This window comes from Allonocardiopsis opalescens (assembly GCF_003002095.1).
Classification (GTDB): domain Bacteria; phylum Actinomycetota; class Actinomycetes; order Streptosporangiales; family Streptosporangiaceae; genus Allonocardiopsis; species Allonocardiopsis opalescens.
Map to the genome: position 1 here is coordinate 1,465,603 of NZ_PVZC01000001.1, position 13,136 is coordinate 1,478,738.

The 13,136-nt window shown below is 73.2% G+C and carries 14 protein-coding genes; 10 read left to right on the forward strand and 4 right to left on the reverse strand.

Annotated elements, in window-relative coordinates:
* Positions 1 to 46 precede the first annotated feature (46 nt).
* The 3 genes from CLV72_RS06030 to CLV72_RS06040 form a co-directional block, all read right to left on the reverse strand.
* Entirely contained in the window at positions 47 to 916 is an 870-nt protein-coding gene (locus tag CLV72_RS06030) for a 1,4-dihydroxy-2-naphthoate polyprenyltransferase (protein ID WP_106240501.1), read from the reverse strand.
* Between the two features lie 89 nt (positions 917 to 1,005).
* Complete coding sequence (locus tag CLV72_RS06035; RefSeq protein ID WP_106240503.1) at positions 1,006 to 1,557, reverse strand: GNAT family N-acetyltransferase; 552 nt, start codon at positions 1,555 to 1,557, stop codon at positions 1,006 to 1,008.
* 57 nt (positions 1,558 to 1,614) lie between these two features.
* Complete coding sequence (locus tag CLV72_RS06040) at positions 1,615 to 2,184, reverse strand: CGNR zinc finger domain-containing protein (protein WP_106241467.1); 570 nt, start codon at positions 2,182 to 2,184, stop codon at positions 1,615 to 1,617.
* 111 nt (positions 2,185 to 2,295) lie between these two features.
* Here CLV72_RS06040 and CLV72_RS06045 point away from each other — a divergent pair, with 111 nt between their 5' ends.
* The 5 genes from CLV72_RS06045 to CLV72_RS06065 all read left to right on the forward strand — a co-directional run bounded on the left by CLV72_RS06045 (position 2,296) and on the right by CLV72_RS06065 (position 8,470).
* Positions 2,296 to 2,568, forward strand: coding sequence for a hypothetical protein (locus CLV72_RS06045; RefSeq protein ID WP_106240507.1), 273 nt, complete (start codon positions 2,296 to 2,298; stop codon positions 2,566 to 2,568).
* A gap of 29 nt (positions 2,569 to 2,597) precedes the next feature.
* On the forward strand, positions 2,598 to 2,975 hold the full coding sequence (locus tag CLV72_RS06050; RefSeq protein WP_106240510.1) for a phage holin family protein: 378 nt from the start codon (positions 2,598 to 2,600) through the stop codon (positions 2,973 to 2,975).
* 269 nt (positions 2,976 to 3,244) lie between these two features.
* Entirely contained in the window at positions 3,245 to 4,222 is a 978-nt protein-coding gene (gene dapA / locus CLV72_RS06055; protein ID WP_106240513.1) for a 4-hydroxy-tetrahydrodipicolinate synthase, read from the forward strand.
* Entirely contained in the window at positions 4,219 to 5,904 is a 1,686-nt protein-coding gene (locus tag CLV72_RS06060; RefSeq protein ID WP_106240516.1) for a ribonuclease J, read from the forward strand. The genes dapA and CLV72_RS06060 overlap by 4 nt, the downstream gene beginning before the upstream one ends.
* Before the next feature lie 76 nt (positions 5,905 to 5,980).
* Positions 5,981 to 8,470 carry an FtsK/SpoIIIE family DNA translocase gene (locus CLV72_RS06065; RefSeq protein WP_106241471.1) on the forward strand — a complete coding sequence of 830 codons (2,490 nt, stop codon included), beginning with the start codon at positions 5,981 to 5,983 and terminating at the stop codon, positions 8,468 to 8,470.
* Between the two features lie 13 nt (positions 8,471 to 8,483).
* On the opposite strand, the gene CLV72_RS06070 is transcribed toward CLV72_RS06065, so the two are convergent.
* Positions 8,484 to 8,945: a DUF3592 domain-containing protein gene (locus tag CLV72_RS06070; protein ID WP_106240519.1), complete on the reverse strand. Its 462-nt coding sequence runs from the start codon at positions 8,943 to 8,945 to the stop codon at positions 8,484 to 8,486.
* 203 nt (positions 8,946 to 9,148) lie between these two features.
* On the opposite strand from CLV72_RS06070, the gene CLV72_RS06075 reads away from it, so the two are divergent.
* From CLV72_RS06075 to CLV72_RS06095, 5 genes are all read left to right on the forward strand, one after another.
* Positions 9,149 to 9,928 (forward strand): helix-turn-helix domain-containing protein, encoded by a 780-nt coding sequence (locus CLV72_RS06075; RefSeq protein WP_170140890.1) that lies wholly within the window; start codon positions 9,149 to 9,151, stop codon positions 9,926 to 9,928.
* A 48-nt stretch (positions 9,929 to 9,976) separates the two neighbouring features.
* A complete protein-coding gene (gene rimO, locus CLV72_RS06080; RefSeq protein WP_106241474.1) occupies positions 9,977 to 11,413 on the forward strand; it encodes a 30S ribosomal protein S12 methylthiotransferase RimO in 1,437 nt (478 codons plus the stop codon).
* Positions 11,414 to 11,455: 42 nt separating this feature from the next.
* On the forward strand, positions 11,456 to 12,034 hold the full coding sequence (pgsA, locus tag CLV72_RS06085) for a CDP-diacylglycerol--glycerol-3-phosphate 3-phosphatidyltransferase (RefSeq protein WP_245929882.1): 579 nt from the start codon (positions 11,456 to 11,458) through the stop codon (positions 12,032 to 12,034).
* 38 nt (positions 12,035 to 12,072) lie between these two features.
* Complete coding sequence (locus CLV72_RS06090; protein WP_106240530.1) at positions 12,073 to 12,618, forward strand: CinA family protein; 546 nt, start codon at positions 12,073 to 12,075, stop codon at positions 12,616 to 12,618.
* 105 nt (positions 12,619 to 12,723) lie between these two features.
* Positions 12,724 to 13,071: a helix-turn-helix domain-containing protein gene (locus tag CLV72_RS06095; RefSeq protein ID WP_106240534.1), complete on the forward strand. Its 348-nt coding sequence runs from the start codon at positions 12,724 to 12,726 to the stop codon at positions 13,069 to 13,071.
* The last annotated feature ends 65 nt before the right edge of the window (positions 13,072 to 13,136 follow it).

A 13,136-nucleotide genomic window follows, 5' to 3' on the forward strand; every position in this document is an offset into this window, starting at 1 on the left:
CCGGGGCGGCCGTCCGGCCGCTCTGGGGGGCTCTCGCCGTCCGGGCTCAGCCCAGCGCCAGGCCGACGGCGTAGAGCAGACTCATCACCAGTTGCAGCCGCCCGGTGGCGGCCAGCGGCGGGATCAGCGCGGGACCGGTGGCACCGCCCAGGACGGTGCGCACCGGCGCGACGGCCAGCGGGACGGCCAGCAGCACCAGCGCCACCCACCAGCTCGCCGCCAGCGTGAGCAGCGCGACGGCGAAGGCGCCCGCGACGGCGCCGGCGTACAGCAGCCGGGTGGCGCGGTCGCCGAGCACCACGGCCAGGGTGCGCTTGCCGGCCTCGGTGTCGGACGGGATGTCGCGCAGGTTGTTGACGACCAGCAGCGCGACCGCGACCAGGCCGACGGGCACCGCGGCGGCCCAGGCCGTCCACGGCGCGGCGAGCAGCTGGATGTAGGCGGTGCCGACCACGGCCACCAGCCCGAAGAACACGAAGACGGACAGCTCGCCGAGCGCGCGGTAGCCGTAGGGCCGGGAGCCGCCGGTGTAGAACCAGGCGGCGACGATGGCCAGCGCGCCGACCAGCACCAGCCACAGCGACGAAGTCGCGGCCAGCACCAGGCCGGTGGCGGCCGCGGCCGCGAAGCAGCCGAGCGCGGCGGCCAGTACGTGGCGGGGGCGGGCCAGCCGGGTGGCGGTCAGCCGGACCGGGCCCACCCGCCGGGCGTCGGTGCCGCGGACGCCGTCGCTGTAGTCGTTGGAGTAGTTGACGCCGATCTGCAGCAGCAGCGCGAGCAGCAGGCACAGCGCCGCCTTCCACCACACCGGCTGGCCCGCGCCGACCGCGACCCCGGTGCCCACGGCGACCGGGGCGATCGCCGCGGGCAGGGTTCTCGGCCGGGCACCGGCCATCCACTCTCCGACCGTCGCCACGCTGCGTCTCCTCGTCCTGCCGGCCGGCGCCGCCCGGGCGTCCGGCCTGGTGCTGTGGTGTGTCCGCGGGCGCGGTCGCGCGCCCGCGGTCAGGTCTGGGTGGGGCTGATGGCGGTGTGGTAGCGCACCATGGCCACCGGCTCGCCCATGTCGATCTCCCGGGTGGCGCCGTCGGGGCCCCAGCCGGTGGCGTCCAGGAAGGAGCGCAGCGGGTTGTCGGCGGCCAGCACCCAGGTGTAGACGGCGGTGAAGGAGTCGTCGAGCAGGTGGTCGACGACCGCGTGGGAGAGCCGGCTGCCGTGGCCCTGGCGCACCCGGGCGGGGTCGACGTGGAGTGCGAGCAGTTCGGCGTCGGTGCGCGGCCAGCGGTCGGGGTCGCCCGCCGGGCCGAAGGCGGCGAAGCCGGCGATCTCGCGCTCGTCGGTGGCGACCAAGACCCGGTGCCGGTCCGTGGGCGGCTTCTCGACGGCCTCGCGCCACTGCTCCTCGAAGCCGGCGAGGGCGCGGGGGCTGGTCAGCTCGGCCACCACCGCCGCGGGGAGGGCGGGGCCGTAGCCGGTGCGCCACGCCTCCACTTGGACGCGTGCGATGGTGGGGACGTCGGCGGCCCGGGCGGCGCGCACGAACCTCTGGGTGGTCATCGCCGCCAGCTTAGTGCCGGTCGGCGCGGTGGCCGGCGGCGGGACGCGTGCGGCGGCTCAGGCCGGCGGCGGGCCGTCGTCGCGGCCGCGCGCCCGGTAGGCGCGGGTCTTGGCGCGGTTGCCGCACACCCGCATGGAGCACCAGGTCCTGGAGCGGTTCTTGCTGGTGTCGACGAAGGCCCACCGGCAGTCGGCGGTGGCGCACAGCTTGACCCTCGTCCAGGTGCCGTCGGACTGGGCGGCGGCCACCGCCGCCACCACCCGCGCCAGCCCGGCCTCGACGGGCTCGGCGCCCGGGTCGGCCGCCGGGAGCAGCACGGGCCGGTCGGCGTCGAAGCCGAGCCGCAGCGGGTGCTCTGCCGCGGCCAGGGCCAGTCCGGCGTGGTCGGCGGCGCCGTCGTGGTGGCCGGCCAGCGCCGCGCGCAGGCCGGCGCGCAGCCGCAGCGCCGCGTCCAGCGCGGCGGTGCCCGCCTGCGCGGCCTCGGGGGCCAGTCCCTGGTAGGCCAGCCACTCCACCAGGTCGGACGGGGCGCGCAGCGACTCCTCGGCCTGCTCGACGTCGTAGGTGTTGGCGAAATCTCGCAGCAGCTCCGCCGCGGTCCGGGCGGGGGGTTCCTCGAAAAGCATCGGCGCCTCCGAAACCAGCATAACCGGATAGCTGGTTGCATGCACGCGACACCTGTGAAATGCTTTAGATGGTGTTGAGCTGGGCGAGGGGAACCGAGGAGGAACGCCGCGATGGACACCTGGAGCACGGCCTACCTGGCCAGGGAGCGGATCGAGGAGCTGCGGGCGCGGGCGCGCTCGGACCGGGCGGCGCGGCGGCTGCGGGCCGCCCGCCGCGGGCGCGCGGACGGCGGGCCCGGCCGGATCGCGCGGGCGCTCGCCGCCTGGCGGCCGGTGCGCGAGGCCGCCGCCCGGATCATGGCCGCCGCCGACCCCGAGACGACCCCGGGGTCGCGCCGCCGCGCCCCTGAACTGTCCCGGAGGATTGGTGCGCCTTCGGTTTAGCGGCCGCGCGCCGTGGCACGATCGGGAGCGTGTCCATACTTATTCGGGTCATTGTGAACGCGCTCGCGCTGTGGCTGGCCACGGTGCTCGTCGGCGGCCTTGAGGTCACGACGGATTCGGTCGGTGAGCAGGTCGTCACTCTCGTGGTGGTCGCGGTCATCTTCGGCATCGTGAACGCCGTCATCAAACCGATCGTCAAGACCGTCGGCTGCCCGGTGTACGTCCTCACGCTCGGCTTGATCGCCCTGGTCGTGAACGCGCTGCTGCTCCTGCTGACCGGCTGGCTGGCCGGGCAGTTCGGGCTCGCCTTCGAGGTCGACGGCTTCTGGGCCGCCTTTTGGGGGGCCATCATCGTCGGCATCGTCAGCTGGCTGGCCAACATGTTTGTCGGCCGCGATTCCGATTGAGAACGTCGCCGTTCGATAACAGTTACCGGAAACTCGGCTAAATCCCGTGTAAGGGACGCCACATATGCCACGATGATGAAACAGGCGCCGCTGGCGTGCGTACCCCCGAGCGCGCGCCGGCGGCGTCTTCCCATGCCCGCCGCCGGTCACGGCCGCGCCCCCGGCGGCGCGCGCCGCCGCTCCTGGGGCCCGGCCGGACCCCGCCACCGCACGCGCGTCGCGCGCCGGGTGGTCCCCGATGAGGGGATATACCGAGTACGGTTGGCCCCATGGCAGGCAGTACAGCGCCAGAAGCGCCCTTCGGCCGGATGCTGACCGCGATGGTCACTCCGATGACCCTGGACGGGGCCGTCGACTACGACGGCGCCGCCCGCCTCGCGACCTACCTCGTCGACGAGCACCGCCACGACGGCCTGGTGCTGAACGGAACGACGGGCGAGTCGCCGACCACCAGCGACCGCGAGAAAGAGCGGCTCGTACGCGCCGTGGTCGAGGCGGTCGGCGACCGCGCCACGGTGCTCGCGGGCGTGGGCACGAACGACACCCGGCACAGCATCGAGCTGGCGCACAGCGCCGAGAAGGCCGGTGCGCGCGGGCTGCTCGCCGTCACCCCGTACTACAACAAGCCCCCGCAGGAGGGCCTGGTCCGCCACTTCACCGCGATCGCCGACGCCACCGACCTGCCGGTGATGCTCTACGACATCCCCGGCCGCACCGGGGTGCCGATCGCGTCGGAGACGCTGGTCAGACTGGCCGAGCACCCGCGGATCGTGGCCAACAAGGACGCCAAGGACGACCTGGGCGCCAGCACCTGGGTGATGGCCCGCACCGACCTCGCGTACTACTCCGGCACCGACATGCTCAACCTGCCGCTGCTGGCCATCGGCGCGGCCGGCTTCGTCAGCGTCGTGGGCCACATCGTCGGCACCGACCTGCACGACATGATCGACGCCTACCTGGAGGGCGACGTCGTGCGCGCCCTCGCCATCCACCGCAGGCTCACCCCGGTGTACACCGGGATCTTCCGCACCCAAGGAGTGATCACCGTCAAGGCCGTGCTCAACCTGTTCGGCTTGCCCGGCGGGCCGGTCCGCAGCCCGCTGGCCGACGCGTCCGTCGAGCTCACCACCCTGCTCCGCGGCGACCTCGCCGCGGCGGGCGTCAAGGGCCCCATCGGCCTCGCACCCGACGCGGCGGTCCCCGCCAGCGCGGTCAAGGTCGACTCCGTGTCGGAGGGGTCCGCGTGAGCCATCCGCACCCCGAGCTCCCCAGCCCGCCGCCGCTGCCCAAGGGGGCCCTGCGCGTCGTCGCGCTCGGCGGCCTGGGCGAGGTGGGCCGGAACATGACCGTCTTCGAGTACGACGGCCGGCTGCTGATCGTGGACTGCGGGGTGCTCTTCCCCGAAACCGAGCAGCCCGGCGTCGACCTCATCCTGCCCGACTTCGAGCACATCCGGCACCGCCTGGACGACGTCGAGGCCCTGGTCCTCACGCACGGCCACGAAGACCACATCGGCGCGGTGCCCTACCTGCTCCGCGAGCGGGCCGACATCCCGGTGATCGGCTCCCGGCTCACCCTCGCGCTGATCACCAGCAAGCTCGGCGAGCACCGCATCAAGCCCGTCACCCAGCAGGTGGCGGAGGGCGAGCGCCACTCCTTCGGCCCCTTCGCCTGCGAGTTCTTCGCGGTGAACCACTCCATCCCCGACGCCCTGGCCGTCGGCGTGCGCACCCCCGGCGGCACCGTGCTGCACACCGGCGACTTCAAGATGGACCAGCTGCCGCTGGACGGCCGCCTCACCGACCTCGGCGGCTTCGCGCGCTTCGGCGCCGAGGGCGTCGACCTGCTGCTGTCCGACAGCACCAACGCCGAGGTCCCCGGCTTCGTCACCAGCGAGCGCGACATCGCGCCCGTGCTCGACGGCGTGTTCGCGCGGGCCGCCAAGCGGGTCATCGTCGCCTGCTTCGCCTCCCACGTGCACCGCGTCCAGCAGGTGCTGGACGCCGCGGGCGCCCACGGCCGCAAGGTCGCCTTCGTCGGCCGCTCGATGGTGCGCAACATGAACGTCGCCCGCGACCTCGGCTACCTCCAGGTGCCCGACGGCCTGCTGGTGGACGTCCGCGAACTCGACGAACTGCCGCCCGACCGGGTCGTGCTCGTCTCCACCGGCTCCCAGGGCGAGCCGATGTCGGCGCTGTCGCGGATGGCCAACCGCGACCACCAGATCCGGATCGAGGAGGACGACACCATCGTGCTCGCCTCCTCGCTCATCCCCGGCAACGAGAACGCCGTCAACCGGGTCATCAACGGCCTCACCCGCTGGGGCGCCAAGGTGGTGCACAAGGGCAACGCCCGCGTGCACGTCTCCGGTCACTCCCCGGCCGGCGAACTGCTGTACGTGCTGAACATGGTGCGCCCGCGCAACTTCATGCCGGTGCACGGTGAGTGGCGCCACCTGCGCGCCCACGCCGACCTCGCCGTGCTCTCGGGCGTGCCCGAGAGCCACGTCGCGGTGGCCGAGGACGGCGTGGTCGTCGACCTCATCGACGGCCGGGCCCGGGTGGTCGGGGCGGTGCCGTGCGGCTACGTCTACGTCGACGGCGCGTCGGTGGGCGACATCACCGAGGCGGCGCTGAAGGACCGCAGGATCCTCGGCGACGAGGGCTTCGTCTCCGTGGTCATCGTGGTCGACTCCACCACCGGCAAGCTGGTCAGCGAGCCGCAGTTCCACGCCCGCGGCTCCGGTATCGACCCCTCCGACTTCGACGCCATGCTGCCCAAGCTGGAGGAGGGGCTGGAGCGGGCCGCCGCCGACGGCGTCAACGACCCCCACCAGCTCCGCCAGCTGGTCCGGCGCACCGTCGGCCGCTGGGTCAGCGACACCTACCGCAGGCGCCCGATGATCATCCCGGTGGTCATGGACGTCTGACCGGCACCGGGCGCCCTCGGCGACACACCGGGCCGAAACCACCGCGCTCCGCCCGTCGCTGGGTAAAGTGCCCACCATGGCCCCCCGTGCGTCGCAGAGCCAGGCGCGCCCCCGCGGCGGTGCGAAGGCATCCGGCGCCGGGGCCGCCTCGCGGCGCTCCGGCGCCGGCAAGCCGGCCGCGAAGAAGCCCGCGGCGAAGAAGCCGGCGGCGCGCAAGCCCGCGTCCCGCCGGCCGGCGGGCGGAGCCGATCCGGTCACCTGGGTCGGCGGCGTCATCTACGGTGTGCTGGCCTTCGTCTGGAACCTGCTGTCCAGCGCGATCGGCGGCACCTTCCGCGCCGTCGGGCAGGGCGCCCGCGATCTGGACCCCGCGCACCGCCGCGACGGCCTGGGCCTGGTGGTGCTGGCGCTGGCCATCGTGGTCGCCGCCGCCACCTGGTGGCAGATGAGCGGCGCCGTCGGCGACGCCACCCGGCTGGTGGTCCTCGGCGCCTTCGGCGCCGCCACCCCGGTGGTGCCCGTCGTCATCGGCCTGTTCGCGCTGCGGCTGTTCCGGCGCCCCGACGAGGAGGCCGACACCGGCCGGCTGCTGATCGGCGCCGCCACCCTCGGCGTCGGCGTGCTCGGCCTCACCCACATCAGCCAGGGCCTCCCGGTGCCCGCCGACGGCGCCACCGCGATGCGCTCCGGCGGCGGCATCATCGGCTACGTCGCCGCGGTGCCGCTGGCGAGCCTGCTCACCCCGGTCGTCACCGGTGTGCTGCTGACCCTCGTCGCCCTGTTCGGGCTGCTGGTCATCACCAAGACCCCCGTCGGCAAGGTCCCCGAGCGCCTCGGCGGGCTCGTCCGGCGCGGCGGCCGCGCCGCCGACCCCGAGCGGCCCCTCGCCCGCGAGGCGCGTCCCGAGGCCGAGGAGCCCGCCAAGCCGCGGCGGCGCAGGAAGCCCGCCGCCGAGCCCGAGCCGGTCGGCCCCGGCGAGCTCGACAAGCCCTACGACACCCCGATCGTGGCGGAGAAGCCGGCCATCAGGCCCGACCCGCCCGACCCCACCCCGCCGCCGGCCTCCGCCGAGCAGCTGTCCATCCCGTCCCGGGTGGTCGACGGCGACTACGACCTCCCGCCGGCCGGCCTGCTGCAGCCCGGATCGCCGCCCAAGCCGCGCACCAGGGCCAATGACGTGGTGGTCGAGGCGCTGACCAGCGTGCTGGACCAGTTCTCCGTCGACGCCCAGGTCACCGGCTTCACCCGCGGCCCCACGGTCACCCGCTACGAGATCGAGCTGGGCCCGGCGGTGAAGGTCGAGCGGGTCACCGCGCTCACCAAGAACATCGCCCTGTCGGTCAAGAGCGCCGACGTGCGCATCCTGTCGCCGATCCCCGGCAAGTCCGCCATCGGCGTGGAGATCCCCAACACCGACAAGGAACTGGTCAGCCTCGGCGACGTACTCGGCTCCCCGGCCGCGGCGAGCGACCAGCACCCCATGCTGGTCGGCCTCGGCAAGGACGTCGAGGGGCGCAACGTGGTGGCGAACCTGGCCAAGATGCCGCACATCCTGGTGGCCGGCGCCACCGGCGCGGGCAAGTCCACCTGCATCAACGGCCTGATCTCCTCGATCATGATGCGGTCCACCCCCGACGAGGTGCGGATGATCCTGGTCGACCCCAAGCGGGTCGAGCTGACCATGTACGAGGGCATCCCGCACCTCATCACGCCGATCATCACCAACCCCAAGCGCGCCGCCGAGGCCCTGCAGTGGGTGGTCGGCGAGATGGACCGCCGCTACGACGACCTCGCCGCCTCCGGCTACCGCCACGTCGACGACTTCAACCGCGCGGTGCGCGCGGGCGAGCTGACCGCCCCGCCCGGCAGCGAGCGCGTCTACGAGCCCTACCCCTACCTGCTGGTGATCGTCGATGAGCTGGCCGACCTGATGATGGTGGCCCCGCGCGACGTCGAGGACGCCATCGTCCGCATCACCCAGCTGGCCCGCGCGGCAGGCATCCACCTGGTGCTGGCCACCCAGCGCCCGAGCGTCGACGTGGTCACCGGGCTGATCAAGGCGAACGTGCCCTCGCGGCTGGCCTTCGCCACCTCCAGCCTCTCCGACAGCCGGGTCATCCTGGACCAGCCCGGCGCCGAGAAGCTGGTCGGCCAGGGCGACGCCCTGTTCCTGCCGATGGGCGCCTCCAAGCCGATGCGGCTGCAGAACGCGTACGTCTCCGAGAAGGAGATCCGCGCGATCGTCGAGCACGTCAAGAAGCAGTCCGAGCCCACCTACCGCGAGGACGTCGCCGCCGCCGAGACCCGCAAGAAGGAGATCGACGAGGACGTCGGCGACGACCTCGACCTGCTGCTGCAGGCCATCGAGCTGGTCGTCACCACCCAGTTCGGCTCCACCTCGATGCTCCAGCGCAAGCTGCGGGTCGGCTTCGCCAAGGCGGGCCGGCTGATGGACCTGATGGAAAGCCGCGAGATCGTCGGCCCCAGCGAGGGCTCCAAGGCCCGCGACGTGCTGGTCCAGCCCGACGACCTCCCCGAGGTACTGACCCGGCTGCGCGGGGAGTAGCCGCGGCCGCCGCTCAGGTCAGCACGGCGAAGGAGACCAGGGTGCCGATCACGGTGAACAGCAGGCCGAGGCCGATGAACAGCACCGGGCCGAGCACATTGTCGATGTGCCCGTCGATGCGGACCCGCTCCGGCTTGTCCGGGTCGTAGATCACCGTCACCTCCTTGCCCTCGCGGTTGATGGCCACGTTCGAGCCGTAGCCGGGCGAGGCCGTCATCTGCCGGCCGTCGAGCGTGCGGAAGCGCACCACCGGGGCATGGGTGTTGGCGCCGCTGCTGGAGCCGCGGACCTTGAGGTAGACGTTCTTGGAGACGCGGACATAGCCGATCCCGACCGGGCGGCTGCCGACGATCACCCCGGGCACCCGGTGGCCGTCGCGCTTGAGCTGGCGGCCCGAGCGGACCAGCGCCACACCGACGATGGTGACGATGACTCCGACGATCGGAGCGATGAGGACGGCATAGGTGTCGTCCACGAGGACCTCCGGGGGAGAGGGGCGGGGGCGCGTGGTTCGGGCACCGCCAGCTTCTCAGACCGCGGCGCCCGCCGCGCCGTTCCTAACGGTATCGACACGATCACCATCAACCGGGATCTTTGTTATTACCCTGCGTTAGCGTGGGTAGCGGATCGTCAGCAATGCCGTCCGGGATCTCGAGGTGTTCCACAGCGGGAGGCAGCGTGAGCATCGGAGAGCAGCTGGCCCAGGCCAGGCGCGAGGCGAACCTCTCCATCCGGTACGTCGCCGAGCGGACCCGGATCAGGGAGACCGTGATCCACGCCATCGAACGCGACGACTTCTCGCTGTGCGGCGGCGACTTCTACGCGCGCGGCCACATCCGCAGCCTCGCCAAGCTGTTCGGCCTCGACCCCGTGCCGCTGGTGGCGGAGTTCGACGCCGAGTTCGGCCCCGCCCCGAGCTTCGACACCATCATCACCCCCGACCCCGTCCTCTCCAGCCGCAGACGCGTCTCCGTCTCCACGCGCAGACGCCCCAACTGGACCATGGCCATGGCCCTCGCGCTGCTCGGCGTCGTCGGCTACGGGGTCTTCTACGCGGTGACCGCCCCGGCGCCGCAGGGCCCCGCCACCGCCCAGCGCGTCGTCGCCGAGTCGCTGACCGGCCCGCAGGAGCGCGAGCCGAGCGAGTCCGCGCCCCAGGCCGAGCCCTCCCCGTCGCCCTCGGCGCAGCGGCTCCGCCTCGAACTGCGTGCCGAGGAGACCACCTGGGTCAGCGTCAAGGACGCCGAGGGCCAGGAGCTGTTCAGCGGCACCATCGAGCAGGGCAGCTCCCGCGACTGGTCGGCCGACCACGACCTGCGCGTGGTGGTCGGCAACGCCGGCGGCCTGACGATGCTGGTCAACGGCGAGGACCTCGGTCCCGTCGGTGAGAGCGGCGAGGTCGAGGCCTTCACCGTGCGGCCCGACGACCCGCCCACCGCCGCCCTGGCCCCGTCCTGACGCACTGGGCCGCCTCGGCCGCCGCCGCGGACCCGTATGCTCGGAGGCATGTCTGCGGACCGTACCGTCTCCCTGGTCACCCTGGGGTGCGCCCGAAACGAGGTCGACTCCGAAGAGCTCGCCGGCCGACTCGCCGGGTCCGGCTGGACCCTGGTCGACGACTCCGCCGACGCCTCCGTCGTCGTCGTGAACACCTGCGGCTTCATCGAGGCCGCCAAGCAGGAGTCCATCGACACGCTGCTGGAGGCCTCCGAGGGCGGCGCCCGGGTGGTCGCGGCCGGCTGCCTGGCCGAGCGGTACGGCGGTGAGCTGGCCAGGGCGCTGCCCGAGGCACAGGTCGTGGGCTTCGACGACTACACCGAGATCGGCGAGCGCCTCGACGACGTGCTGGCCGGCCGCCCGCTCACCCCGCACGAACCCCGCGACCGCCGCACCCTGCTGCCCATCTCGCCGGCGGAGCGGCCCGGCGGCTCCGTGCACACCCCGGGCCACGGCGCCGCGCCCCCCGCCGACCTCCCCGACGGCCTCGCCCCGGCCAGCGGCCCGCGCCCGGTGCTGCGCCGCCGCCTGGACGACGGCCCGGCCGCCGCCCTGAAGATCGCCTCCGGCTGCGACCGCCGCTGCACCTTCTGCGCCATCCCGGCCTTCCGCGGCGCCTACCTGTCCAGGCCCGCCGCCGACGTGCTGGCCGAGGCCGGCTGGCTGGCCGAGCAGGGCGTCAGGGAGCTGATCCTGGTCAGCGAGAACTCCACCTCCTACGGCAAGGACCTCGGCGACCTCCGCTCGCTGGAGAAGCTGCTGCCGAGGCTGGCCGAGGTGCCGGGCATCGAGCGCGTCCGCGTCACCTACCTCCAGCCGGCCGAGGTGCGGCCCGGCCTGATCGAGGTGATCGCCGGCACCCCGGGCGTCGCCCCCTACTTCGACCTCTCCTTCCAGCACGCCAGCGGCCCCACCCTGCGCTCGATGCGCCGCTTCGGCGACCGCGAGCGCTTCCTGGAACTGCTGGCCCGCGTCCGCGAACTGGCGCCCGAGGCCGGGGCGCGCTCCAACTTCATCGTCGGCTTCCCGGGCGAGACCGAGGCCGACCTGGCCGAGCTGACCCGCTTCCTGGAGGAGGCGCGGCTGGACGCCGTCGGCGTGTTCGGCTACTCCGACGAGGACGGCACCGAGGCGGCCGGGCTGCCCGGCAAGCTCCCCGGCGACGTCGTCGCGGCCCGGGTCGAGCAGGTGGGCCGGCTGGCCGAGGAGCTGATGAGCCAGCGCGCCGAGGAGCGCATCGGCGGCACGGTCGAGGTGCTGATCGAGGAGGAGGCCGAACCCGGGCTGTACGAGGGGCGGGCCGCCCACCAGGCGCCCGAGGTCGACGGCACCACCTATGTGCGGGGCAGCGGGCTGGTGGTGGGCGACCTCGTCAGCGCTGAGGTCACCGGCGCGGCCGGCGTCGACCTCGAAGCCGACGCCGTCGCGATCCTGAGCCGGCGGTAAGCCGTGCTGACCCCGCAGACCCACGGCCACGGCGGTGCCCGCGTGAGCACGTACAACATCGCGAACGCGCTCACCGTGGTGCGGCTGATCCTGGTGCCCGTGTTCGTCGTGCTGATGTTCCAGGACGGCACCCTGTGGCGGCTGGCCGCCTTCGCGGTGTTCGTGGTGGCCTCGATCACCGACCACATCGACGGCGAGCTGGCCCGCCGCCGCAACCTCGTCACCGACTTCGGCAAGATCGCCGACCCGATCGCCGACAAGGCCCTCACCGGCGGGGCGCTGGTGGTCCTCTCGGTCCTGGGCGAGCTGTGGTGGTGGGTTACCGTCGTGATCCTCGTCCGCGAGCTGGGCATCACCGCGCTGCGCTTCTGGGTGATCCGCCTGGGCGTCATCCCCGCGAGCCGGGGCGGCAAGCTGAAGACGGTGCTGCAGATCGTGGCGATCTGCGTGTACCTGTTCCCGCTCGCGGTGCTGCCCTTCTCCGCGCAGCTGCTGATGGTGGCGCACGTGATCATGGGCGCGGCCGTCGCCGTCACCCTGGTCACCGGCGCCGACTACGTCGTGCAGGCGGTGCGGCTGCGCGGACGGGCCGGTGAAGCCGGCGGCGACGCGGGCGCGTGATCGGGCCGGCGCAGCCGCCGGGATGAGAGGCTGGGCGCATGGAGCAGCGGACCGGCGCCGACGCCGCGGGTGTGCCCGCGGAGGCCGAGCAGGCGGCCCGGGCCGCCCTCGCGGTGCTGCGGCGGCGCTCGGCGAGCCTGGCGGTGGCCGAGTCGCTGACCGGCGGGCTGATCGGGGCGGCGGTCACCGCCGTGCCCGGGGCGTCGGAGAGCTTCCGCGGCGGGATCATCAGCTACGCCACCGAGCTCAAGGCCGGGCTGCTCGGCGTGGACGCCGCGCTGCTGGCGCGGAGCGGCGCCGTGCACCCCGAGGTGGCCGTCGCGATGGCGAGGGGGGTTCGGGACCGGCTCGCGGCCGATTTCGGTCTCGCGGTGACCGGAGTGGCCGGTCCGGATCCCCAGGACGGGCGCCCGGTGGGAACGGTGTTCGTCGGCCTCGCCGGCCCGGGAGGGGTGACCCGGATGAACGGCCTGGATATCGTGGGGGACAGGGCGGGAATCCGCGCGCAGACGGTCGTTCGGGCGCTGCGATTCCTGCATAGTGCAGTCGATAGTTACCCAAACAGAGGGGAACAACTCCGATAAATCAAGTGTTACCCCACCAGCGAACATCGCCGATCGGGAGTGCCCTAGGCGCCGGGTTGGCGGGTACGGTGGAGGAGGCGGTCTTGACTGGCGGGAGGGAGCGAAATGATGGTCCTGCTTCGTCACCTACTCGGTGACGTGCTGCGGCAGCTCCGGCTGCGGCAGGGTCGCACCCTCCGTGAGGTGTCGGCCGACGCCCGAGTCTCATTGGGATATCTGTCCGAAGTCGAACGCGGCCAGAAAGAGGCCTCGTCCGAATTGCTGGCGTCCATCTGCCGGGCCCTGGGGGTTCCGCTCTCCCACGTCCTGCGTGACGTAGCGGACCAGCTGGCCCTGGCCGAACTGCAGCACGAGCCGGTGCTGTCCCGGGCCGACGCCCTGGAGCACGAGCGGCTGGAGCTGGAGTCCACCTCCGGCGGTGTGCCCGACGTCGTCGACATGGTGCCTGTGTAAGCGGCAGCGCCCCGAGCGCATCCGGGCCCCTGCCCCCGGCCCGCACCCGCCCGCCCGCCGTTTCG

Bases quoted from the DNA above. Each gene is read 5' to 3' on its own strand.
- CLV72_RS06035 (WP_106240503.1), bottom strand. From the start codon at position 1,557: ATGACCACCCAGAGGTTCGTGCGCGCCGCCCGGGCCGCCGACGTCCCC.
- CLV72_RS06040 (WP_106241467.1), bottom strand. From the start codon at position 2,184: ATGCTTTTCGAGGAACCCCCCGCCCGGACCGCGGCGGAGCTGCTGCGA.
- CLV72_RS06045 (WP_106240507.1), top strand. From the start codon at position 2,296: ATGGACACCTGGAGCACGGCCTACCTGGCCAGGGAGCGGATCGAGGAG.
- dapA (WP_106240513.1), top strand. From the start codon at position 3,245: ATGGCAGGCAGTACAGCGCCAGAAGCGCCCTTCGGCCGGATGCTGACC.
- CLV72_RS06065 (WP_106241471.1), top strand. From the start codon at position 5,981: ATGGCCCCCCGTGCGTCGCAGAGCCAGGCGCGCCCCCGCGGCGGTGCG.
- rimO (WP_106241474.1), top strand. From the start codon at position 9,977: ATGTCTGCGGACCGTACCGTCTCCCTGGTCACCCTGGGGTGCGCCCGA.
- CLV72_RS06090 (WP_106240530.1), top strand. From the start codon at position 12,073: ATGGAGCAGCGGACCGGCGCCGACGCCGCGGGTGTGCCCGCGGAGGCC.
- CLV72_RS06095 (WP_106240534.1), top strand. From the start codon at position 12,724: ATGATGGTCCTGCTTCGTCACCTACTCGGTGACGTGCTGCGGCAGCTC.